General features: G+C 61.0%; 27 protein-coding genes. 17 read left to right on the forward strand and 10 right to left on the reverse strand.

From position 1 onward, the window contains the following. Positions 1-16: 16 nt before the first annotated feature. Complete coding sequence (locus tag QO231_RS09715) at positions 17-1,198, reverse strand: phosphoserine transaminase (protein ID WP_316775573.1); 1,182 nt, start codon at positions 1,196-1,198, stop codon at positions 17-19. Between the two features lie 156 nt (positions 1,199-1,354). On the opposite strand from QO231_RS09715, the gene serB reads away from it, so the two are divergent. Genes serB through QO231_RS09735 form a run of 4 tightly spaced genes read left to right on the forward strand, consistent with a single transcriptional unit; the run spans position 1,355 to position 3,420 of the window. Beyond that, a complete protein-coding gene (serB, locus tag QO231_RS09720; protein WP_316775574.1) occupies positions 1,355-2,245 on the forward strand; it encodes a phosphoserine phosphatase SerB in 891 nt (296 codons plus the stop codon). Positions 2,246-2,287: 42 nt separating this feature from the next. After that, on the forward strand, positions 2,288-2,623 hold the full coding sequence (locus QO231_RS09725) for an ArsR/SmtB family transcription factor (RefSeq protein ID WP_316775575.1): 336 nt from the start codon (positions 2,288-2,290) through the stop codon (positions 2,621-2,623). Further along, entirely contained in the window at positions 2,620-3,075 is a 456-nt protein-coding gene (locus QO231_RS09730; protein WP_316775576.1) for an SRPBCC family protein, read from the forward strand. The genes QO231_RS09725 and QO231_RS09730 overlap by 4 nt, the downstream gene beginning before the upstream one ends. A 30-nt stretch (positions 3,076-3,105) precedes the next feature. Further along, positions 3,106-3,420, forward strand: a complete 315-nt coding sequence (locus QO231_RS09735) for a YciI family protein (protein WP_316775578.1) — start codon at positions 3,106-3,108, stop codon at positions 3,418-3,420. Positions 3,421-3,437: 17 nt separating this feature from the next. Here the strand turns inward: QO231_RS09735 and QO231_RS09740 are convergent, their stop codons facing one another. Next, positions 3,438-4,433, reverse strand: a complete 996-nt coding sequence (locus QO231_RS09740) for an asparaginase (RefSeq protein ID WP_316775580.1) — start codon at positions 4,431-4,433, stop codon at positions 3,438-3,440. A gap of 170 nt (positions 4,434-4,603) precedes the next feature. On the opposite strand from QO231_RS09740, the gene QO231_RS09745 reads away from it, so the two are divergent. The 3 genes from QO231_RS09745 (at position 4,604) to QO231_RS09755 (ending at position 7,207) form a co-directional block, all read left to right on the forward strand. Further along, positions 4,604-5,134: an invasion associated locus B family protein gene (locus QO231_RS09745; RefSeq protein ID WP_316775582.1), complete on the forward strand. Its 531-nt coding sequence runs from the start codon at positions 4,604-4,606 to the stop codon at positions 5,132-5,134. A gap of 126 nt (positions 5,135-5,260) precedes the next feature. Continuing rightward, positions 5,261-6,436 (forward strand): 23S rRNA (adenine(2503)-C(2))-methyltransferase RlmN, encoded by a 1,176-nt coding sequence (gene rlmN, locus QO231_RS09750; protein WP_316775584.1) that lies wholly within the window; start codon positions 5,261-5,263, stop codon positions 6,434-6,436. A gap of 3 nt (positions 6,437-6,439) precedes the next feature. Next, entirely contained in the window at positions 6,440-7,207 is a 768-nt protein-coding gene (locus QO231_RS09755) for a DsbA family protein (RefSeq protein ID WP_316775586.1), read from the forward strand. Positions 7,208-7,247: 40 nt separating this feature from the next. Here the strand turns inward: QO231_RS09755 and QO231_RS09760 are convergent, their stop codons facing one another. Next, a complete protein-coding gene (locus QO231_RS09760) occupies positions 7,248-8,090 on the reverse strand; it encodes an LOG family protein (RefSeq protein WP_316775588.1) in 843 nt (280 codons plus the stop codon). Positions 8,091-8,166: 76 nt separating this feature from the next. On the opposite strand from QO231_RS09760, the gene QO231_RS09765 reads away from it, so the two are divergent. The 6 genes from QO231_RS09765 to QO231_RS09790 all read left to right on the forward strand — a co-directional run bounded on the left by QO231_RS09765 (position 8,167) and on the right by QO231_RS09790 (position 12,298). Continuing rightward, positions 8,167-9,090 carry a threonine/serine dehydratase gene (locus QO231_RS09765; protein ID WP_316775591.1) on the forward strand — a complete coding sequence of 308 codons (924 nt, stop codon included), beginning with the start codon at positions 8,167-8,169 and terminating at the stop codon, positions 9,088-9,090. A 4-nt stretch (positions 9,091-9,094) separates the two neighbouring features. Then, positions 9,095-9,472 carry a glutathione S-transferase family protein gene (locus tag QO231_RS09770; protein ID WP_316775592.1) on the forward strand — a complete coding sequence of 126 codons (378 nt, stop codon included), beginning with the start codon at positions 9,095-9,097 and terminating at the stop codon, positions 9,470-9,472. Further along, positions 9,454-9,729 (forward strand): glutathione S-transferase domain-containing protein, encoded by a 276-nt coding sequence (locus QO231_RS09775; protein ID WP_316775594.1) that lies wholly within the window; start codon positions 9,454-9,456, stop codon positions 9,727-9,729. Before QO231_RS09770 ends, QO231_RS09775 begins: the two co-directional genes overlap by 19 nt. Before the next feature lie 94 nt (positions 9,730-9,823). Continuing rightward, complete coding sequence (dapD, locus tag QO231_RS09780; RefSeq protein ID WP_316775596.1) at positions 9,824-10,651, forward strand: 2,3,4,5-tetrahydropyridine-2,6-dicarboxylate N-succinyltransferase; 828 nt, start codon at positions 9,824-9,826, stop codon at positions 10,649-10,651. Continuing rightward, entirely contained in the window at positions 10,644-10,988 is a 345-nt protein-coding gene (locus QO231_RS09785; RefSeq protein WP_316775597.1) for a hypothetical protein, read from the forward strand. Before dapD ends, QO231_RS09785 begins: the two co-directional genes overlap by 8 nt. An 89-nt stretch (positions 10,989-11,077) precedes the next feature. Then, positions 11,078-12,298: an MFS transporter gene (locus tag QO231_RS09790; RefSeq protein ID WP_316775598.1), complete on the forward strand. Its 1,221-nt coding sequence runs from the start codon at positions 11,078-11,080 to the stop codon at positions 12,296-12,298. A gap of 39 nt (positions 12,299-12,337) precedes the next feature. Here the strand turns inward: QO231_RS09790 and trhO are convergent, their stop codons facing one another. After that, positions 12,338-13,240 (reverse strand): oxygen-dependent tRNA uridine(34) hydroxylase TrhO, encoded by a 903-nt coding sequence (trhO, locus tag QO231_RS09795; RefSeq protein ID WP_316775601.1) that lies wholly within the window; start codon positions 13,238-13,240, stop codon positions 12,338-12,340. Positions 13,241-13,340: 100 nt separating this feature from the next. Here trhO and pncA point away from each other — a divergent pair, with 100 nt between their 5' ends. Then, positions 13,341-13,937 carry a bifunctional nicotinamidase/pyrazinamidase gene (pncA, locus tag QO231_RS09800; protein WP_316775603.1) on the forward strand — a complete coding sequence of 199 codons (597 nt, stop codon included), beginning with the start codon at positions 13,341-13,343 and terminating at the stop codon, positions 13,935-13,937. 4 nt (positions 13,938-13,941) lie between these two features. Here pncA and QO231_RS09805 read toward each other — a convergent pair whose 3' ends face one another. The 5 genes from QO231_RS09805 to ade all read right to left on the reverse strand — a co-directional run bounded on the left by QO231_RS09805 (position 13,942) and on the right by ade (position 18,965). Beyond that, on the reverse strand, positions 13,942-14,826 hold the full coding sequence (locus QO231_RS09805) for a DMT family transporter (protein WP_316775605.1): 885 nt from the start codon (positions 14,824-14,826) through the stop codon (positions 13,942-13,944). Positions 14,827-14,828: 2 nt separating this feature from the next. Further along, positions 14,829-15,191 carry a VOC family protein gene (locus QO231_RS09810; protein WP_316775607.1) on the reverse strand — a complete coding sequence of 121 codons (363 nt, stop codon included), beginning with the start codon at positions 15,189-15,191 and terminating at the stop codon, positions 14,829-14,831. A gap of 80 nt (positions 15,192-15,271) precedes the next feature. After that, complete coding sequence (locus tag QO231_RS09815) at positions 15,272-15,559, reverse strand: HU family DNA-binding protein (protein WP_316775609.1); 288 nt, start codon at positions 15,557-15,559, stop codon at positions 15,272-15,274. A 143-nt stretch (positions 15,560-15,702) separates the two neighbouring features. After that, entirely contained in the window at positions 15,703-17,166 is a 1,464-nt protein-coding gene (locus QO231_RS09820) for an AMP nucleosidase (protein WP_316775611.1), read from the reverse strand. Then, positions 17,163-18,965 carry an adenine deaminase gene (gene ade, locus QO231_RS09825; protein ID WP_316775613.1) on the reverse strand — a complete coding sequence of 601 codons (1,803 nt, stop codon included), beginning with the start codon at positions 18,963-18,965 and terminating at the stop codon, positions 17,163-17,165. The genes QO231_RS09820 and ade overlap by 4 nt, the downstream gene beginning before the upstream one ends. A 103-nt stretch (positions 18,966-19,068) precedes the next feature. Here ade and QO231_RS09830 point away from each other — a divergent pair, with 103 nt between their 5' ends. After that, positions 19,069-19,488 carry a glyoxalase gene (locus tag QO231_RS09830; RefSeq protein WP_316775615.1) on the forward strand — a complete coding sequence of 140 codons (420 nt, stop codon included), beginning with the start codon at positions 19,069-19,071 and terminating at the stop codon, positions 19,486-19,488. Here QO231_RS09830 and QO231_RS09835 read toward each other — a convergent pair. Beyond that, on the reverse strand, positions 19,458-20,351 hold the full coding sequence (locus tag QO231_RS09835) for a LysR substrate-binding domain-containing protein (RefSeq protein WP_316775616.1): 894 nt from the start codon (positions 20,349-20,351) through the stop codon (positions 19,458-19,460). The two genes, QO231_RS09830 and QO231_RS09835, sit on opposite strands and share 31 nt — an antisense overlap. Before the next feature lie 104 nt (positions 20,352-20,455). Here QO231_RS09835 and QO231_RS09840 point away from each other — a divergent pair, with 104 nt between their 5' ends. Together QO231_RS09840 and QO231_RS09845 are read left to right on the forward strand one after the other, a co-directional pair. Continuing rightward, a complete protein-coding gene (locus tag QO231_RS09840) occupies positions 20,456-21,211 on the forward strand; it encodes a class II aldolase and adducin N-terminal domain-containing protein (RefSeq protein WP_316775618.1) in 756 nt (251 codons plus the stop codon). Between the two features lie 56 nt (positions 21,212-21,267). Continuing rightward, entirely contained in the window at positions 21,268-22,428 is a 1,161-nt protein-coding gene (locus QO231_RS09845; protein WP_316775620.1) for an acyl-CoA dehydrogenase family protein, read from the forward strand. Positions 22,429-22,446: the final 18 nt, after the last annotated feature.

Here is a 22,446-nt window from a genome sequence, read left to right on the forward strand (position 1 = left end):
GCCGAATCAGCGTTGATCAGGCCGCTTCGCTCAGCGCCTCGATTTCCGCCTCGAACGCCCAGGCAAGCCACGGCAGCATCGCCGCGATGTCGGAGGTTTCGACCGTACTGCCGCACCAGATACGCAGACCTGCGGGAGCGTCCCGATAGGCCCCGATATCCAGCGCGATCTCTTCCTGCTCGAGCCGCTTTGCCACGGCCTTGGCAAATGCCGCGCCATCCACAATCCGGGCATCCGCGAACTTCAGGCAAACCGATGTGTTAGAGCGGGTCGCCGGGTCAACCGCGAGGAATTCGATCCAGTCATGCGCCGCAACAAAGTCTGTGACGGCAGCGGTGTTGGCGTCTGCGCGCGCAATCATCCCGTCGAGCCCGCCGACCGAGCGCGCCCAGTCCAGCGCCAGCAGGTAATCTTCGACGCAGAGCATCGAGGGTGTATTGATCGTTGCGCCGGTAAAGATACCGTCGATCAGCTTGCCGCCCTTGGTCAGGCGGAAAATCTTGGGCAGCGGCCATGCCGGCGTATAGCTTTCAAGCCGTGCAACGGCACGCGGCGACAGGATCAGCATGCCATGCGCGGCCTCGCCACCCAGCACCTTCTGCCAGGAGAAAGTGGTCACATCCAGCTTGTCCCACGGCAAATCCATCGCAAAGGCCGCCGAGGTCGCATCGCACAGGGTCAGCCCCGCGCGGTTTGCGGGGATGACATCGCCGTTCGGGACCCGCACGCCCGATGTGGTGCCGTTCCAAGTGAAACATACATCCCTGTCAAAATCGACGCCCGCCAGATCGACGATCTCGCCATAGTCGGCAGTCTTGACCGCCGCATCGAGCTTGAGCTGCTTGACCACATTCGTGACCCAACCCGCGCCAAAGCTTTCCCAGGCGAGCATCTCGACCGGGCGTTCGCCCAGCAGGTTCCACATTGCCATTTCAAAGGCGCCGGTGTCAGAGGCCGGTACGATGCCGATCTTGTAGTCCGCAGGAATGCCCAGAATGTCGCGGGTTTCCTCGATCGCGGCCTTCAGTTTGGCCTTGCCGATCGCGGCACGGTGCGACCGACCCAAAGGCGCGTCCGCAAGCTTGCTCAGATCAAAGGCAGGGGGTTTGGCGCAGGGGCCAGATGAAAAACGCGGATTTGCCGGCCGCATTTCAGGTTGGCGCGCGGCTTCGCGCATCGCCGGTTGTGTAATAGCCATTATGCTACCCTTCCAGATAAGCGCCCCTCGTTGGGGAGGGGTGTCCCACTGGCGGGAATACGGCCCGTCCCGGCCTTTCACAAGACAAAAATTGTCGCTATAGCGCCGTTTGAACCCTCAAATGCGACTCTTCTGTTGCCTATCGGAAACCTGCCCATGTTTGTCGTTACCCTCTTGAGCAACCCGGATACCCCACGGCTCGAGCCTACACTGGTTGAATCGCTGCGCAATGCGTGGGGCGGAGGCGCTGCGTTTTGGCTGTCTCCCGACGTGGCGGCGGAGTTTTCTGTTTCCCAACGGCCAGACAACCAATGGCAAGTCTGGGACGACCTGCAAGAGATGCAGATTGATCTGGTGGTGCAACCTATCGAGGGGCGCCGAAAGACGATGCTGCTCGCCGACATGGACAGCACGATGATCCAGCAGGAATGCATCGACGAACTGGCGGACGAGGCCGGCGTCGGTGATCACGTCAAGGACATAACCGCACGCGCCATGAACGGCGAGTTGGATTTCGAGGGCGCACTGACCGAACGTGTCGGCCTGCTCGCCGGATTGGACGAGACCGTCATTGCCAAGGTGCTTGAGCGGCGCATTACCTTGATGCCCGGTGGCAGGACCCTCTTGGCCACGATGCGGGCAAACGGTGCCTATGCGGCGTTGGTTTCGGGTGGGTTCACCGCCTTTACGACCGCCGTGGCAGCGCAGCTTGGCTTTGACGAAAACCGCGCCAATACGCTGCTGACCAAAGATGGCAAACTGACCGGCCAGGTGCAGCATCCGATCCTTGGTCGCGCCGCCAAGATCGAGGCGCTGGAACAGATCACAGCGCGGTTGGGGATTGCCGAAACCGATGTAATCGCCGTTGGTGACGGGGCCAACGATCTGGGGATGCTGGGCCGGGCGGGCACCGGTGTCGCATTGCATGCCAAACCGTCGGTCGCGGCAAAATGTGACGTGCGAATCAACTTTTGCGATCTCACAGCACTACTTTATCTGCAGGGATATGCGCTGGATGATTTTCTTCGGCCCCGACAAACCTATTAATTAACACTTGCGTTAAATAACGAATCGTCTAAGTATCAGGTCATGACCGATCTGACCCAGACTTTTGCGGCCCTGTCCGACCCCACCCGCCTGACCATGGTTGAAAAGCTGATGGCAGAGGGCGAGTTGCCCGCAGGAGAGCTTGTTTCAGAATTCCCGATCTCGGCGCCGGCGATTTCGCGGCACCTCAAGGTGCTGCGCGAGTCGGGGCTGATCCGTCAACGTGCGGCGGGAACACACCGCTATTACGCTGTCCGTCCCGAAGCGATGCAGACCATCGCACGCTGGACCATGGACCACCGCAGCTTCTGGGAAGGCAGCCTCAAGCGGCTCGACAGCCTTCTGGCCCTGAACCCCGAAACAGAGGACTTGTCATGAAAGACACACACGATCTCGAACTCATCCGCGAATATCCGGTCGATGTTGATCGCCTCTGGGCGGCCGTCACCCGGCCCGAGGAACTTGTGCAATGGTTTGGCAAAGAGGGTGTCCGGCTGGAAACCTGCGAGATGGATTTCACCAAAACCGGTCCGTGGCTTTGCACCATGACCGGCGAAGACAGTGGAGATCGGTTCAAGGTGTCCGGGCAGGTCACCCATGTCTCTCCTCCGGAGTCCGGCGGCGAAGGCTCTGTCGGCTTTACCTGGGGCTGGCATGACGGCGACGACAAGCGGGGGGCAGAAAGCCATGTCACCTTTACCGTCGCCCCGACCGGCATCGGCGCACGATTTACGCTGTCGCACCGTCAGCTCGACACGCTCGAATCGTCGCAGAATCATGGCCGTGGCTGGCTATCGACACTTACCAGACTCGACCGGCTCTTTGCCTGAGCCCGCAACTTTCAACCAAGGAGGAATACAATGCCCAATTTTCTGTTCGTGTATCACGGAGGCAGCATGCCTGAATCTCAAGAAGAGATCGACAAGACCATGGCCGCATGGGGCAAATGGATGGAGGACAACGGCTCCAACCTTGTCGAACCCGGAAACCCCGTCGGCATGTCCAAGACCGTCAGCGCCTCGGGCGTGGCGGACAATGGCGGCGCCAACCCGGCCTCGGGGTACTCCGTCATTTCGGCAGACGACATCGACGCCGCCTGCGCCATCGCAAAGTCAAATCCGATGATCGTTGACGGTTCCGGATCGGTCGAAATCGCCGAAATCGTCGCGATGTAGCCGATGGGTCGCGGCGCTCAGGCGAGCGTCGCGGCCGGTCGGATGACACCGCACTCCATGCCGCGCCGGTTCAGGATCGGGGCGTTCATGAACATCCGCGTTGCAGGATGGTCGGCGTCGAGCAGACCAAGCCCGACAAGGATTGCTGCAATCGTGCATTCGGCAGCCCGCGTACCGCCATCAACGATCTTGACCGCGATACCCATGCGCCGTTCCGGGACAATTGCGATATAGACGGCCTCGGCCCCGGTCTTGATCGCCGCCCTGCCATTCATCGCCCGCATCAGTTCCGTGCAGGCCCGCCCCTCGCCAGCGACAAGCGCGGGATGCGCCATCATTGCCGCGGTCAGGCTGGCTGCGGCATTGCTCTGTCGATCCGACCGGTCCTGTGCCGAAGCAAAAAAGGCCATCGCCCGCGCCAGCCCATGCACCGTGGTTGCAAAGTTGGGGGCCGAACACCCGTCGATTCCATAGCCCGGACTGTCCAGCTGCGTGGTCTCTTCGATCGCGGTCAAACTGGCCTGCTGTACCGGGTGATCAACCTCGACATACTCCGGCCCGGCACCCATATGCGCGGCGAGCGTCAGAAAACCGGCATGTTTGCCGGAACAGTTGTTATGAACCGGACACGGGCTTTCATCGGCACGGATCAAGGCGTTGCGCGCGGGTATGTCGTCGGGCTCCTGCGGGCCACATCGAAAGTCATCATCGCTCAGCCCAAGTTGATCGAGCCATGCGCGCACTCTATCTGTATGGATCGCTGCGCCATTGTGCGAGGCGCAGGCGAGCGCCAGCTGTTCGCTGGTCAGCCCGAACTTGTCGGCGGCTCCGGAGGTCACCAGCGGCAAGGCCTGCACCATCTTGCAGGACGAGCGGGGATAGATCACCGCATCGGGATCGCCCCAGGATCGGACGATCTGGCCAGTATCGTCGCAGATCACGGCATGGCCCAGATGCAGGCTTTCAAGCAGCGAAGCGCGCCAAATTTCGGTCATCGGAACAGGATCAGTCACATCAGTCCTCACAACTTGGCGAAATCCTGCCAAATGGCCTTTCGCTTGTGGTGCAATTTACGATAATGTGTATGTGTCGGCAAGCAGCGGGGTGCGCGTCAAGACGGTTGCAAAAATCGCTCGGGCACCCCTGAATTATTGAGGTCTAGGACAGTCTGGAGGCTGTACACATGAAATCCTATCTTGCCCGCGCAGCGGCGGGCCTGTGTCTGGCCAGTATGGCCACCATCGCAATTGCACAGGATCAAAGCACCAATCGGGTCGCAGCCAAGACCGACTGGAGTGTTTTTGTCGAAGCCGATCCCAAGGAATGCTGGAGCGTTTCGGCCCCCAAGCAAACCGTGAACACCCGCGATGGTCGCGTCGTTGCCGTGCGGCGCAGCGATATCCTGTTGTTCGTGTTCTATCGCCCGGGAGCCGATGTAAAAGGCCAGGTCACCTTTACCGGCGGCTATCCCTTTGCGCCCGGCTCGACCGTGAACATGAACATCTCGGGCAACGAGTTTGAGCTCTTCAGCGAAGGCGAATGGGCCTGGCCTGCAACTGCCGCGGATGATTCCAAGATCATCACCGCGATGAAGCGCGGCGCACAGGCGACGGTCACTGCCCGGTCGGCGCGCGGGACGCAAACCAAGGATACGTTCTCGTTGCTCGGGTTCACCGCAGCGATCGAAGACGCCGAAAAGCGGTGCGGCGGCTGACCTCTCCGTCCGGAATCTTCTACCAAGTTGCGGCCTTATCGTACAATCGGTAAGGCCAAATTCTTTTGAAACCAAACCAAATCCCTATATAGAAGCGATCTGGCCCTGCAACCCGAAGGTAAACCCATGTCCGCCACCACGCCGATCACTCAGGACGTGATGACCATTCCACGCAAACTGCCCGATGGCCCGATCAACCTGATCGGCCTGACCCGCACCGCCATGCGCGACGTTCTGATCGCCCATGGCACTCCGGAAAAACAGTCCAAGATGCGGGTTGGTCAGATCTGGCAATGGATCTACCAATGGGGCGTTCGCGACTTTGCAAAGATGACCAACCTCGCCAAAGCCTATCGGGCACAGCTGGCCGAGACCTTTGTCATTGAGACCCCGGAAGTGGTCAGCAAGCAAGTCAGCAGCGACGGCACGCGCAAGTATCTGGTCCGCATCGCCGGCGATCACGAGGTCGAGGTCGTCTATATTCCCGAAGAAGGGCGCGGCACGTTGTGCATCAGCTCTCAGGTCGGTTGCACGCTGACCTGTTCCTTCTGCCATACCGGCACACAAAAGCTCGTGCGCAACCTGACGGCCGGTGAAATCATTGGCCAGGTGATGATGGCGCGCGACGATCTTGGCGAATGGCCGGAAATCGGTGCGCCCAAGGACGAAACACGATTGCTGTCCAATATCGTCCTGATGGGCATGGGCGAACCGCTCTACAACTTTGAAAACGTGCGCGACGCGATGAAGATTGCAATGGATCCCGAAGGCATCCAGCTGTCCCGCCGCCGGATTACGCTGTCAACTTCGGGCGTCGTGCCGGAAATTGCCCGGACGGCACAGGAAATCGGCTGCCAGCTGGCCGTATCGTTTCATGCAACGACGGACGAAACCCGCAACAAGCTGGTGCCGATCAACAAGCGGTGGAACATCGCCGAACTTCTCGACGCCTTGCGCGCCTATCCAAAGGTCAGCAATTCGGAACGCATCACCTTCGAATACGTGATGCTCAAGGACGTCAATGACAGCGACGAAGACGCGCGCCGCCTGATCCAGCTGATCGAGGGAATTCCGGCAAAGATCAACCTGATCCCATTCAATGAATGGCCCGGTGCGCCCTATACGCGGTCCTCTGGCAATCGGATCCACGCCTTTGCCGACATCATCTACAGGGCCGGCTATGCAAGCCCGATCCGCACCCCGCGTGGTGAAGACATCATGGCCGCCTGCGGCCAGTTGAAATCGGCCACCGAGCGGGCGCGCAAATCCCGCGCACAGATCGCGTCCGAGGCTGGGCTCTGATCCATGCCACTGCGCCGACGCGACGTTTTGATCGCGGCCTGTGCGATCGGGGCGACCATTGCGGTGCCGCGGGTGATCGATCTATTCAGGCCAGAGTTCACATTTGAGCCGATCCCCGGTCTGCCGGGATTTCGGAGCATCGCGGGTGGGTCGATGTCGAGCGCACAGGCCGTGTTCGCGGGCATTGACCCGATGACCGAGCAGGACGCGCGGCTCCGCCAAGAGGTTGCCAAGGACCCCTGCCTTGCGGCATTCGGGCCGCAGCCCTGGGCAGGCGGAACCGTCCCGATCGCCGTCTTCACGGATTACAATTGTCCCTATTGCCCGACGCTGAGCGGCATCATCATGGTCCTGATCGAGACGGGCGCCCCGATATCGGTGACCTGGCACGAAATGCCGGTTCTGGGGCCACGATCAATGGCCGCCGCCCGCGCAGCCATCGCGGCCCGCGCCCAAGGCCAGTATCTGCCGGTGCACGAGCACCTGATGCGCTCGGTCCTGCCGCCCGGGCCGGCGTCACTGCGCGCATTGGCAGATCGGTTCGACATCGAACCCGCGCAGTTCCAGCGCGATGGGAGCAGCAGGGAAACGACGCAAGCCATCGACCGCAGCAGCGCGGTGGCGGCCGCGTTCGGGATCATCGGCACGCCGGCGCTGTTGGTGGGCCGCACATTGGTTGTCGGGAAAATTGCCCGCAACCGGCTCGAAAAGCTGATCGCGGTGGAGCAGACTGACGCCGATCCACCCTGTGGCACCAGCAGCCTTGACTGACGTCACCCGCCGCTTGCGCCCGGTGTCAGCCTAGCCCATCTCAGCGGCCCGGAATGCTGTCGCGCGCCGGAGCCGGTTCCCAATTGTCGATGATGTCAGCCGCCTCTTGCGCGGTCTCGACGAACCGAAAAAGGTCAAGATCATCCTCCGAGATGGTCCCGGCGTCGGCCAGCGCGTCCCAGTTGATGACCTTTTCCCAGAAGGCGCGCCCAAACAGCAGGAACGGCACCCGTTCCATGCGGCCAGTCTGGATCAGGGTCAGGGATTCGAACATCTCGTCCAAGGTTCCGAACCCGCCGGGGAACACGCAGATCGCCCGCGCACGCATCAGAAAATGCATCTTGCGGATGGCAAAATAGTGAAAGTTGAAGCTCAGATCCGGAGTCACATAGGCGTTGGGTGCCTGCTCGTGCGGCAGCACGATGTTCAACCCGATGGACTGCCCGCCCGCCTCATACGCGCCGCGATTCCCCGCCTCCATCACACCGGGGCCGCCCCCGGTCACGATCACGTTTTCATGACCGCCGGTCTGGATGGACGCCTCGGTCATCAACCGGGCGAAATCCTTTGCCTCGTCGTAGAACCGCGACAGCTCCGCCAGTGTTTCAGTCCGCGCATCGGCCTTGTTGGCCGGGTCAGGGATACGCGCGCCGCCAAACATGACGATGGTGCTTTCGATCCCCCGTTCGTTCAGCATCAACTCGGGCTTCAGCAACTCCAGCTGCAACCGGACAGGGCGCAACTCGTCCCGGCACAGGAAATCTTCATCGGCAAAGGCCAGCCGGTAGGCAGGCGAGCGGGTTTGCGGTGTGTCAGGTACATGTTCAGCGGTATCGCGGTCCAGATGGGCATCGCGGAACGGGCTCTGGCGGTCATCAGTCATCAAGGGGATCCATGCTTGCGTGTTCGTTCCAGCCCTATAGGGTTCAGCGTGGCAAGACCAGCAACAGGGCCCGGCGATGGAATGGAAATCGGAGATCGAACAGGCAGCAGGAAGGGTGCGCGACCGCGTGGTCAGAACTCCGCTTCTGGACCTCACCGACGTCGGCCTGACGTTCCCGGTTCAGTTGAAGCTGGAGCAGATGCAGCACACGGGCAGCTTCAAGGCACGTGGCGCGTTCAACACATTGCTCGGCGAACCGGTGCCCGAAGCCGGTCTGGTCGCCGCGAGCGGCGGCAACCATGGTGCCGCAGTGGCCTATGCAGCGCACCAACTGGGCCACAAGGCGCATATCTTCGTGCCCGAAATGGCCGGGACATCCAAGATCGCACTGATCCGTGAAACCGGTGCGGACCTCACCGTGGTGCCGGGCGACTATTCCAATGCGCTGAATCTGGCGCAGGTCTACGAGGCGGAAACCGGGGCCAAACAAATTCACGCCTATGACGCCCCTGCAACCGTTGCGGGGCAAGGCACCTGCATGCGCGAATGGGAATCGCAGGGCCTTGAGGCCGACACGCTGCTGATTGCCGTCGGCGGCGGCGGGTTGATCGCGGGCGCGCTCGCATGGCTCGCGGGTACTCGCAAGGTTGTCGCGGTGGAGCCGGAAACCTCCTGCGCCCTGAACGCTGCACTCAAAGCCGGGAAACCGGTCGATGTCGAGGTTTCGGGTGTCGCAGCGAATGCGCTTGGCGCGCGGCGTATCGGATCAATCTGCTTCGAGGTTGCCGAGAAACATCTTGGCGGCACGGTTCTGGTCAGCGACGACGCCATCACCAGGGCGCAGCACGCCCTCTGGCGCAGCAGCCGGCAGCTTGTCGAACCCGCAGGTGCAACGGCACTGGCCGCGCTGATGTCAGGGGCCTATCAACCTACGCGCGGTGAAAAGGTCGCGGTGTTGATCTGTGGCGGCAACATCGCGCCTGATCCGTTTCAGGCCTAGGCGCATGGGCCTTACCCTCTATGCCTATCCGCCCAGCGTCTATTGCCAGATCGTTCGCATGGCGCTGTATCAGCTTCGCTTGACCGCGCAGATCGTCGAGGTTGATCCGTTCACCGGTACCGGGCCGAATCCACATCCCTTCGGCCTTGTCCCGACACTGAACGACGATGATTTTCAACTTACCGAAACGGCTGCGATCTTGCGCTATCTCAATACGCAATATGCCGGGGGTCGGTTGTCTCCTGACACACCCCGTGCCATTGCCCGGATGGTGCAGGTTCAAAGTATCGTGGACTCACAGGCCTATTGGCCGCTCGTGCGTATGGTTTCAGCCAACGCATCAGTGCCCCATCCAGCGGCGAAATGCCGGACGAGGCTGTAATCGAAGACGGACTGGAACGTGCGAAAACCGTCCTTTCCGGACTTGAGACCATTGCCCGCGAAGGGCTGGTTCTTGACGGAACGAACCTGACCCTTGCCGATCTCCACCTCGCGCCCATGATCGGCTTTTTCAACGCGGCGCCCGAGGGGGCCGCCGCACTCGGGCGGTATCCCGCGCTCCTGCGCTGGTTCGATGCCATCGCCGAAAATCCGGCCTATCGCGCCACCTGCCCTCCCTTGACCCGCGCCAAACCCTGACAACCCGTCTTTGCGTGTTGCCCATGCTTCACATTGTCTGTCGCCGCCGGCCCCGCTATAGGGCTGTCAACGATTGTTCACAGGAGAGACGTTCATGTCCAACGCGCAGCTGGAAACCGCCATCGAAGCCGCATGGGAGGCGCGTGATGAAATTACGCCCGCAACCAGCGGTGAACAGCGCGAGGCCATCGAAGATACGCTGAATGCGCTCGACAGCGGCGTTCTGCGTGTTGCCGAGAAGCAGGCCGACAACAGCTGGCATGTCAACCAGTGGGCGAAAAAGGCGGTTCTGCTCGGCTTTCGCATCAAGGACATGGAGCAACAATCCGGCGGCCCCCAGAACGGTGGCTGGTGGGACAAGGTGGACAGCAAGTTCGCAGGCTGGGGCGACAACCAGTGGAAGGATGCGGGCTTTCGCGCCGTGCCCCATTGTGTCGTACGCAAATCGGCCTATATCGCGCCGGGCGTCGTGCTGATGCCCTCGTTTGTGAACCTGGGCGCCTATGTCGATCAAGGCACGATGGTCGATACCTGGGCCACCGTCGGGTCCTGCGCACAGATCGGCAAGAACGTGCATCTGTCGGGCGGCGTTGGCATCGGCGGCGTGCTGGAGCCGATGCAGGCCGGGCCCACGATCATCGAGGACAACTGTTTCATCGGGGCCCGATCCGAGGTGGTCGAAGGCTGCATCGTGCGCGAAGGGTCGGTTCTGGGCATGGGCGTCTTCATCGGCCAATCCACCAAGATCGTGGACCGCGAAACAGGCGAGGTCATGTATGGCGAAGTTCCTCCCTATTCGGTGGTGGTCGCCGGCTCCATGCCCTCCAAGAACAACATCAACCTCTATTGCGCCGTGATCGTAAAGCGCGTCGATGCCAGAACCCGCTCCAAGACCGGCATCAACGAGTTGTTGCGTGACTGATACGCCCGCCAAGAAACCGAGCCGCCAGCAGGTCTATACCCTGCTGGTGGAGATCGGTCGCAAGACCGGCGACGGGCTGCCCAAGGGGGCCAGCGGCGCGGCGCTGATGTGCTTTGCCAGCGGCATCGACGAAGCCGAAGCCGTGCGTGAAACGGTGGCGATCCTGAAACAGGCCGACACCGCGCCGCTGGACGTGACCGGCTATGGCACCCTTGCCGAGCGCGAGGCCGAAGGCCATGAGATTGATGATGAAGAGCGCGCGCTGATGCAACGGGCGCTGGACGAAAACGCGGTCATCATTGCACAGATGACTCCGTTTTTCGGCGACGAAACCTGACCTCGATCTGTCGTCCGGGTCCGGCCCCGGTGATGCCCCGGCGATGATTGCCACTTGTGTTCCGGCGACGCCCGCTTAGCGTGCTTTGCATGAGCACCGCTTCCATTCACGACAGCACCTATTCCTGGCTTCGGCTGGGCATCACGCTGTTGATCGGCATGGTGGCCAACGCTGGCATGTGGGCGGTCGTGGTCGTGTTGCCGGCGATCGAAACCGAGTTTGGCGCGGGCCGCGCCGAGGCATCCCTGCCCTACACGCTGACGATGATCGGATTTGCGGTCGGCAATCTGTTGATCGGGCGTGTGGTGGATCGTTTCGGCGTGACGATCGCGCTGAACGGAGCGGCCTTTGGCATTGCCGCAGGATACGGGCTGGCGGTGATTGCGCCGTCGATGTTCACCATTTCGCTGGCGCATCTTGTGCTTGGCCTTGGCACCGCAGTTGGCTTTGGCCCGTTGATCGCCGACATCTCGCACTGGTTCCTCAAACGACGTGGCATCGCCGTGGCACTGGCGGCCAGTGGCAACTACCTGTCCGGCGCGATTTGGCCGACGATGCTGGCCGATGTGCTGGCGGACAGCGGCTGGCGACAGGTCTATGTCACGCTGGCGATCGTGACACTTGTTGTGCTGATTCCACTGTCGCTGCTCTTGCGGCGGCGCCTGCCTGACGAGGCCCACGTCGCGGCCGAAGCGGCATCCGCCCTGCGCGCGCGCAGCGCCGGATTCAGCCCTCGCACGCTCCAGTATATTCTGGGGTTCGCGGGCATCGCCTGTTGCGTGGCGATGGCGATGCCGCAGGTACACATCGTCGCCTATTGCGTCGGGCTGGGATATGGACCGGCCGTCGGAGCAGAGATGCTGTCATTGATGTTGTTGGGCGGGGTCGTCAGCCGCGTGATATCGGGCCTCGCCGCCGACAAACTGGGCGGGGTGATGATATTGTTGATCGGCTCGGTGCTGCAATGCATCGCGCTGTTTCTCTACCTGCCCTATGACGGCATGGTGTCGCTATATGTGGTCAGCGCTGTGTTCGGCCTGGCACAGGGTGGCATCGTGCCAAGCTATGCCCTTGTCGTACGCGAATACATGCCCGCCAAAGAGGCAGGTGCGCGGGTCGGGTTCGTGCTGATGATGACGATCCTCGGGATGGCGTTGGGCGGCTGGATGTCCGGGTGGCTCTACGACCTCACCGGCAGTTACCGGATCGCCTTTGTGAACGGCATCGTCTGGAACGGCCTTAATATCGCGATCATGGTGATGTTGTTGCTCCGCTCTCGCCCCCGCGCCCCGCGCGCTGTGGTGGTCTGAGACATCAAGACAGACAGGGCTTGTGGCCAGCATCCTGGCTCAGGGCGGCTGCTGCGCCTCGGCGCGCTCCCGCGCCAGTCGCATCTGTTTCTGACGCTCGCGAAAGCGTCCCTTGTCATCCTCTGTCGTTTCATCGACGCAATGGTGGCACGACACACCCGCCTCGTATTCCGCGCGCGCCTTGTCCTCGGGGAGGATCGGTCGTCGGCACCCGTGGCACAACTCGTGCGGCCCTTCCTTCAGCCCGTGACCAACGCTGACGCGGTTGTCAAAGACAAAGCAATCGCCGGTCCACCTACTGTCTACCGCAGGCATTTCCTCAAGGTATTTCAGGATGCCGCCTTTCAGGTGGAAAACATCCTCGATCCCCTGCCCCAGCAGATAGTTCGTCGACTTCTCGCAGCGGATCCCGCCGGTGCAGAACATCGCGATCCGCTTGTTGTGAAACCTGTGCTTGTTCTGCTGCCACCATTCGGGAAATTCGCCAAAGGACTTGGTCTGCGGATCGACCGCACCCTCGAATGTCCCAATGGCGACTTCGTAATCGTTTCGCGTATCGATAACCGCGACATCCGGACTCCGGATCAGTTCGTTCCACCCTTTCGGATCGACGTAGTGACCCACCCGCGCCCTGGGATCCACATCCGGCTGGCCCATGGTCACGATCTCTTTCTTCAGGCGGACCTTCATCCGGCCAAAGGGCGGCTTGGCGCTGGTGGATTCCTTCCACTCAAGATCGGTGCAACCAGGCAGTGACCGAACATGCGCCAGAACGGCGTCAATCCCCGCGCGCGGCCCGGCGATGGTGCCGTTGATCCCCTCGGCGGCGAGCAACAGCGTCCCCGTCACGTCCTGCGACTGGCACAGGTCCAGCAACGCGGGTTTCAGCGCCGCAGGGTCTGCAAGCCGGGTAAAGTGGTAAAGGGCAGCGATGGTATACATGCGCCGCCAACTAGCCCTGCGAGGCCTGTCGCGCAAGGGCCTGCATTGACGCGGTCAGACCGTCCGCTTACCCATGGGCACAGGACAAAGGAGAAGCCCCATGACCCGCGCCCTCATCGTGATCGACGTGCAATATGATTTCTGCCCCGGCGGTGCGCTGGCCGTACCCGGCGGCGACGAGATCGTGGGCGGCATCAATCGGTTGATGGTCGATTTCCCTGCCGTGATCCTGACGCAGGACTGGCATCCGGCAGGGCATTCATCCTTCGGCTCATCACATCAGGGCAAGGTGCCATATGAGACGGTTGAAATGCCCTATGGCACACAGGTGCTCTGGCCCGACCATTGCATCCAGGGCACCTCGGGCGCGGATTTCCATGTCGATCTGAACACCAGCCGTGCCGACATGATCATCCGCAAGGGATACAACCCGGCGATTGACAGCTATTCGGCATTTTTCGAGAACGACAAGACCACGCCAACCGGGCTTGAGGGCTATTTGCGCTCACGCGGGATCACCGATCTGACCATGGTTGGCCTTGCCACCGACTTCTGCGTCAACTTTTCGGCGGTCGACGCGGCAAGGCTGGGATTTTCCGTGACCGTAAATCGTGACCTGTGCCGCGCCATCGACCTGAACGGATCGCTTGGCTCGGCAATGGACGGCATGACCGACGCGGGCGTTCAGTTCGGCTGAGCGGTCAGCTCGCGGGCGGGCGACGTGGTGGTTGTCTGGACACCTGTACCGCGAAAATGGCCAGCGTTACGATCAAAACCCCAACGAGGTCCAGGGGGCCTAGCGTTTCGCCCAACAAGGCCGAGGCGATCGCCACACCAAAGACCGGGTTGAGAAAGTGAAAGGTCGCCGCGCGCACCGGGCCGATTCGGTCCAGCAGCATGAACCAGATCAGGGTGGCCGCGAGCCCGGGAACCAGCGTGGTATAAGAGAACGCCAGGATCAGCGGCGTCGAGAAATTGACGTGGATGGTTTCGAATGCCACCGAGGCCACAAGCAGACAGACGGCCCCGACCAGCATCTGCAACCCCACAACCATCATGAAATTGCCACCAGAAGTGGCGCCGCGCACGGCGAGCGTTGCAAAGGTCAGCGCAAGAACGCCAATGGTGCAAAGCATCAGCCCGTAAAGATCGACGCCAGCGGTGATGCGCGAGCCCATGATCAGCGCGACGCCGACGATCCCGGCGAACAGTCCGAAAATGCCCAATGGTCGCATCCGTTCTCCCAGCAAGAGCCAACTGGCAATCGCCAGAAGCAGCGGCATTGCCGATGCGATGATCGCCGCGACGCTGGCCTGAACAGTCTGCATCGCGACAAAGTTGAGGCCGAGGTACAGCGCATTCTGACACACGCCAAACAGGATCGTCGCGTACCATTGTTTCGGTGTGAGCCGAAACGGCTGCCCCATCATCCGGGCAATCGCGATTCCGATGATCCCCGACAACAGGAACCGCATGGCAAGGGAGAACAGGGGCGATGCATCCGCAACGATGATCCGCGCGGACGTAAAGGCCGACGACCACATGAATGCAAAGGCAAGGCCCATAAGGACAGAGCGCAGGTCCATGCTCAGCCTGCCGCCGGTCCGGCGGGTTCCCACAACTCGATCGGGTTGCCCTCGGGATCATGAATGCGGGCGAAGCGGCCGATTTCCGAATTCCATTCGGAGCGGGTTTCGGCGGTGATGCCGGCAGCAGAAAGTTGGGCAATCAGCCCGTCAAGATCGTCGACCCTGAAATTCAGCATGACCTGCCTGTCTTGCGCGAAATAGTCGGAGTCCCGGGGAAACGGGGCAAAGACCGTGGGGCCCGCCGCCTGTATCCAAGCGCCTTGGGACAAGTCAATTCCCAAGTGGGTACTGTACCAAGAAGACAGCTTTTCCGGATCGTCCGCACGCAGGAACACGCCCCCGATCCCAGTTGCCTGTGCCATTGCATATCCTCCTCAACCGCGCCCAACGAAAAAGGGCCGCCTCGGGGCGACCCTTTCGCATAATTCAATGTGGTGCAAGATCAGCCGTTGACGCTGTCCTTGAGCGCCTTGGCGATGGTCATCTTGACGACCTTGTCGGCTTCTTTCTTGAACTGCTCGCCGGTCGCAGGGTTGCGGACCATGCGCTCGGGGCGTTCGCGGCAGTAGATTTTGCCAACGCCAGGCAGAGTCACGGCACCACCGCCCGACACTTCACGTGTGATCAGCCCGGTGATGGCATCCAGTGCTGCGCCTGCGGATTTCTTGTCTGTGTCCATTTCCTCGGCCAGTGCGGCGACGAGTTGGGTTTTGGTCATTGGCTTCGACATTGTTTTTGCTCTCCTTCGTCCGCCCGAACTCTTGGGCCTCATTCCGCTTGTTTAACGGTATATGGTATATGAACACAACGAATAGTGGGGACTGACAAGCCCAAAATTGCTGTTTTTAGCTGTTTTGGGCCAATTTCGTTGGGTCAGAGGAAGGCTGTTTCGTCAAAAGACCGCAATTTCCTGCTGTGCAGCCGTTCGAGCGGCATGTTTCGCAGGGATTCCATCGCCCGTATGCCGATGCTCAAATGACGTGAAACCTGCGTATTGTAGAAGTCCGACGCCATGCCGGGCAGCTTCAACTCACCGTGCAGAGGCTTGTCGGAAACACACAACAGCGTGCCATAGGGAACCCGGAACCGATAACCGTTTGCCGCTATCGTCGCGCTTTCCATATCCAGTGCGATCGACCTGCTCTGGCTAAGACGTTGCACCGGACCGGACTGATCGCGCAGTTCCCAGTTGCGGTTGTCGATGGTGGCCACGGTGCCCGTGCGCATGATCCGTTTCAGATCGAAACCGTCCAGCTTGGTGACCTCGGCAACCGCCTGTTCCAACGCAATCTGGATTTCAGCAAGGGCCGGGATTGGTGTCCACACAGGCAAATCGTCATCCAGCACATGATCTTCGCGCAGATAGGCGTGTGCGAGGACAAAATCCCCAAGCGCCTGGCTGTTGCGCAACCCGGCGCAATGACCAACCATGAGCCAGGCATGCGGTCGCAGCACGGCAATATGGTCGGTGGCGGTTTTGGCGTTCGAAGGTCCGACGCCAATATTGACCAGTGTGATCCCCGAACCATCGGGCCGCTTCAGATGATAGGTTGGCATCTGCGGCAGCTTCAGTGGTTGCTCGATGGGGGCGTCCGGATCGGTGATCTCGATGTTGTGGGTCGAGACAAAGCTGCAGTACCCGCTGTCCGGCTCTGCGAGTTGCGTGCGGGCATAGGCCTCGAACTCGGATACATAGATCTGGTAGTTGGTAAACAGAACATGGTTTTGAAAATGCGCAGGATCGGTCGCCGTGTAGTGCGACAGGCGGGCCAGTGAATAGTCGATGCGCTGCGCCGTGAAGAGCGACAGCGGACCTGTGCCATTCGCCGCGACATGGGTGCCGTTGACAATGTCGTCGTTGGTCGTCGCAAGGTCCGGCACATCAAAGACATCGCGCAGGATGAAGTCTGCTGCGCCTTGCTGCGGGACCGTCAGACCGGCATCCTGTGCCACTGCAAAGTGTACCGGCATCGGTGTGTCGGACATGCCAATCGTGACCGGCAGGCTATGATTGCGGATCAAAAGGCCGATCTGCTGCGTCAGGTAGTTATTGAACAGATCAGGCCGCGTGATCGTCGTGGCATAGGTGCCGGGCGCTACGATATGACCAAAGCTGAGCCGGGTATCCACCTGCGCATAGCTTGACGTGGTGATCCGAACCTCGGGGTAAAAGGCGCGGATGCGGTGATCCGGCGCGCCATTCTGCATCGCGTCGCGAAACCGCTGGGTCAGAAACTCTGTCGCTTGGCTGTAGAGGGCGCACAGGTGCGCGACTGCCTCTTTGGCAACGGTGAAGTCTTGTGGCTCGACGGGATCAGGGCTTTGTATTTCGCTCATGCCGGTGCCTCTAACACGTCGATCTTCTCAAATTTACGAACATCCACCAGGCCCAGGTCGGAAATCCGCAGTTCAGGTATCACCACAAGCGCCAGCAACGAATGCTGCATGTAGGCGTTGTTCAGATCACAGCCACAGTCCCGCATCGCCTGCATCATGCGTTCGGCATCCCGCGCAACCTGTTGTGCGGGGCTGTCTGACATCAATCCGGCGATGGGCAGCTTGACCAGCGCCAGTTCGGTATCGTCGCGAAACACGGTGATTCCGCCACCGACCTCGGCCAAGCGGTTGGCGGCAAGCGCCATCTGGTCCCGGTCGGTGCCGACGACGATCATGTGGTGGCTGTCATGCGCCACGGTTGACGCCATCGCCATGCGCCCACCATAGCCAAAGCCCGATACAAAGCCGTTCACGACGCCGCCGGTGGCGCGATGCCGTTCGACCAGCGCGATCTGGCAGACGTCGCCCTCTCCTTCGACCAGCCCGTCCCGCACAGGCAGATCCACCTGCAACGCCTTGGTCGGGGCCTGGTTTTCGACAACACCGATCACGTTCGCACGGGCATGGTTTGCGCCATCGGGGGCCTTGATCTCAAAATCGGCGTGGGTCAGGTCATGGCCCAGATGCACCGTATTGCGCGCAGTATCCGGCCAATCGTAGTGCGGGCAGTCCACCAGACACACGCCATCCCGCGCGACGATCTGACCGCGCGCAATCACCAGTTCAATGGGAAGCGTGGTCAAATCCGAACTCAGGATCACATCGGCGCGGCGGCCCGGCGTGATTGATCCGATGTCGCGCTCGAGCCCGAAATGGGCGGCCGTGTTCAGAGTTGCCATTTGCAGCGCGATCAGAGGATCACATCCGCAGGCAATGGCGTGCCGCACCACGCGGTTCATGTGTCCTTCGTTGACCAGCGTGCCAGAGTGGCAATCATCGGTGCAGAGGATGAAATTGCGCGGATCCAGACCCTTTTCCGTGATGGCGGTGATCTGGCTTTCCACATCATACCAAGCGCTGCCCAGCCGCATCATCGACCGCATCCCCTGCCGGACACGGGCAATCGCATCGGCTTCGCAGGTGCCTTCGTGATCATCCGCCGGGCCGCCCGCGACATAGGCCGCAAAATCGGGCCCAAGATCGGGCGATGCATAGTGCCCACCCACGGTCTTGCCGGCCTTTTGCGTCGCGGCGATCTCGGCCAGCATCTTGGGGTCGGCATTGGCAACACCGGGAAAGTTCATCATCTCGCCCAGCCCGATGATGCCGGGCCAGTTCATCGCTTCGGCAACGTCTTCAGGCGCAATTTCATGACCCGTGGTTTCCAGACCCGGCGCGGACGGTGCGCAGGACGGCATCTGGGTAAAGATATTGACCGGCTGCATCAGCGCCTCGTCATGCATCATCCGCACACCGGCCAGCCCCAGCACATTGGCGATCTCGTGCGGGTCGGTGAACATGCTGGTGGTGCCGTGGGGAATCACCGCGCGGGAAAACTCCGCAGGCGTCAGCATGCCGCTTTCGATATGCATGTGGGCATCGCACAGGCCCGGAATCATATAGCGCCCCGCAGCCTCGATCACCTGCGTATCGGGTCCCGTGCAATAGGCGGCATCCGGCCCGACATAGGCGATGCGACCACGTGTTATCGCGACATCATGATCTGACAGGATTTCTCGACTGTGCACGTTTACCCAGACGCCGCCGCGAACAACCGTGTCAGCGGGCGCGCGACCGGCGGCAACGGCAATCAGGTCTGGGGCGGCCTCGGGCCAAGCGGGGAACAGGTTCTGTGTCATAGCCCAATTGTCCTGATTGATTGGATGGGCGCAACCCCTTCGCCTCCGTAGCAGGCACGCATTGCGCTTGCCAGAGCGCAGAATTTCCGAGAGGCTGGCGCACATGGATTACAAGACGATCAGCGCGGACGACTTTGGGCGCAGCCTGACCGGCATCGGACTGAACCTTCTGGTCCGTGATGTCGTTGCACAATGCCGTTTTCTCGACGCGATATTCGGCATGCAAAGCCATCGGATCAGCGCCGACTTTGCCATCGTGACCTATGGCACGCAGGTCTTTCAGTTGCACAGCGACGGCACCTACCATTCCAACCCGCTGCTTGGTCTGCTGCCCGATAACCCGCCGCGCGGTGCGGGTATCGAGATACGGCTGTACGACACCGACCCAGACGAGGCCGCCGCGCGAGCAGAAGACGCGGGCCATCTGGTTCTGCAAGGCCCGGCGGACAAACCGCATGGGCTGCGCGAGGCCTATATCCTTTGTGAAAACGGCTATGCCTGGGTGCCCAGCAAACCACTTTGATCGGCTGCCATCTCGGCCCTGAGCCATGAGGCAAAGGCGACCGTGCCAGGTGAGTGTTCGGCCTGCGGCGACAGGATCAGGTAGTAGGCCTCCTGCATCGGCGCGCGATGTGCAAACGGCGCAACGAGACCGCCGGACTTGAGCATACCCCCGGCAATCGCGTCATGAGCCAGTGCCAGACCGCCACCGGCAGCCGCGACCGACAGGGACAGTGTATACGTGGTCGCATAGGTCACGGGAGGGTCGGACCATGACAGGTTCTGATCCTCGGCCCAGGCTGCCCAATTGCACAACAGGTTGGAACAGTCATAGAGCGGATGCATGGCCAGATCGGCGAGCGTGACCGGATAACCCGGTGCACAGACCGGGTAGTAGTGATCGGAACGCAGCAACTCTGCGCGTATGGTATCTGCGGGCCGCAGGGAAAAGCGGATTTCGACGTCGATTCCTTCGGTTATCGCGCGCGGCTCCCAAAGTTCGGTCGAGAGGTTCAGTTGCACTTCCGGATGCGCGGCGCGAAACCGGGCCAACCGGGGGGCCAGCCAGTGCACGGCAAATGTCAGGTTGGACTGAACCTGTACCACATCCTGATCGGTTCCGGTGATCGCACGGGTGCCGCGCGCCAGCGTGCGAAACGCCTCGCGCACCACCGGCAGATAGGTCAGGCCGCTTTCGGTGAGTTCCAGCGCGCGGGGTCGCCGGTGAAACAACAGCCGACCCAGATAGGATTCCAGCGCCTTGATCTGTTGACTGACCGCACTTTGGGTCATGTTCAGATCACGCGCGGCACCCGTAAATGACAGGTTGCGGGCGGCAGCTTCGAACGTGCGCAGCCAGCCCAGAGGTGGCAGGGGAGCTTGCATGGCATAATCTTGCCATAAGCCAAGCTAATGCGAAAGGGTCGATTTTTTCGTTCGATTTACCGTATCATCACGGGCAGAGTTTGACTCAACCGGAGGAGCCTCACATGGCCGTTACAACATTGCGCCCGAACATGGATCATTGGCATGAACGGGTCGATCTGGCCGCTGCCTTTCGCTGGACCGCACGACTGAACATGCATGAAGGCGTGTCCAACCATTTTTCCATGGCGACCAATGAGGAAGGCACCAAATTCCTGATGAATCGCAACCAGGTGCATTTTAGCCGAATACGGGCGAGTGATCTGCTGGAACTGGACGCCAACGACCCGGAGACCCTGAGCGGCCCGGATGCGCCTGACCCAACGGCGTGGGGGTTGCATGGCGGCATTCATCGGCACTGCCCCCACGCGCGCTGTGCGATGCATGTCCATTCGATTCACGCCACGGTATTGGCGAGTCTCGCGGACAGCCGCTTGCCGCCGATCGACCAGAACTGCGCCACGTTTTTCAATCGCTATGTCATTGATGACGGATATGGTGGGCTGGCGTTCGAGGACGAAGGCGAGCGTTGTGCCGCGTTGCTGACCGATCCGAAATGCAAGGTGATGATCATGGGCAACCACGGCGTCATGATCATCGGTGACACGGTCGCCGATACCTTCAACCGGTTGTATTTCTTTGAACGTGCCGCCGAAACCTATGTCCGCGCGCTGCAGACCGGCCAGCCTCTGCGGGTCTTGCCCGATGACATCGCCGAAAAGACTGCGCGCGAGTTGGAAGAATACCCGGAGCAGGCAGAGCGTCATCTGGGCGAACTCAAGGCGATCCTGGACGATGAAGGATCGGACTATGCCAACTGACGCCTGACACCGGCGGCGAAGACCTACAATTCAGCCAGAACAAGAAGCGGATCCAGATGCAATACGGGTTGAACGAAGAGCAGGAGATGATCGTTTCGACAGTGCGCGCCTTTGTCGAGAAGGAGATTTATCCGCATGAAGATCTGGTGGAACGCACGGGCGAGGTGCCGGACGAGATCGCAAAGGAGATCAAGCGCAAGACGCTAGAGTTGGGATTCTATGCCTGCAACTTTCCCGAGAGCGTCGGATGTGCCGGTCTGAACCACATCGAATTTGCGCTGGTGGAGCGGGAATTGGGGCGCGGATCAATGGCACTGAACCACTTTTTTGGCCGTCCGCAGAACATCCTGATGGCCTGCGAGGGCGAGCAGGTCGAGCGCTATCTGATGCCCGCCGTGCGCGGCGAGCGCATGGATGCGCTGGCAATGACGGAACCGGGCGCGGGTTCGGACGTGCGCGGCATGAAATGCGCCGCGGTGCGTGAGAGCGGCGATTGGGTGGTGAACGGGACAAAGCACTTCATCTCGGGGGCAGAGCACGCGGACTTCATCATCGTTTTCATCGCGACGGGCGAGGATCAGACCCCGAAGGGACCAAAGAAGCGGATCACCGCGTTCCTTGTCGACCGGGACATGCCCGGCTTTACCATTCGCGACGGCTACAGATCCGTGTCCCATCGCGGCTATAAGAACATGATCCTGGAGTTTGATGACTGCCGCCTGCCCGATGCACAGGTTCTGGGCGAGATCGATGGCGGCTTCGAGGTGATGAACACCTGGCTTTATGCCACGCGCATCACCGTCGCCACGATGTCGGTCGGGCGGGCGCGACGGGTGTTTGATTATGCGCTGGACTACGCGGCGACACGGGAACAGTTCGGCCAGAAGATCGGCAAGTTCCAGGGCGTGTCGTTCCAGATTGCCGACATGATCACCGAGATCGATGCCGCCGATCTATTGACGTTGGCCGCCGCGGACCGGCTGGACAAGGGGTTGCCGGCCAATCGTGAGATCGCGAGCGCCAAGCTTTATGCGAGTGAGATGCTGTCACGGGTGACCGACACGGCGATTCAGATCCACGGTGGCATGGGGTTGATGGATGACTATCCGCTCGAACGGTTCTGGCGGGATGCGCGGGTCGAGCGGATTTGGGACGGGACCAGCGAGATCCAGCGCCATATCATCAGCCGCGATCTGCTGCGAGCGATGGGCGCGTGACCGGATTTCGAATGGGCT

It is taken from the genome of Sedimentitalea todarodis, assembly GCF_032595355.1.
GTDB classification, from domain to species: Bacteria; Pseudomonadota; Alphaproteobacteria; order Rhodobacterales; family Rhodobacteraceae; genus Sedimentitalea; species Sedimentitalea todarodis.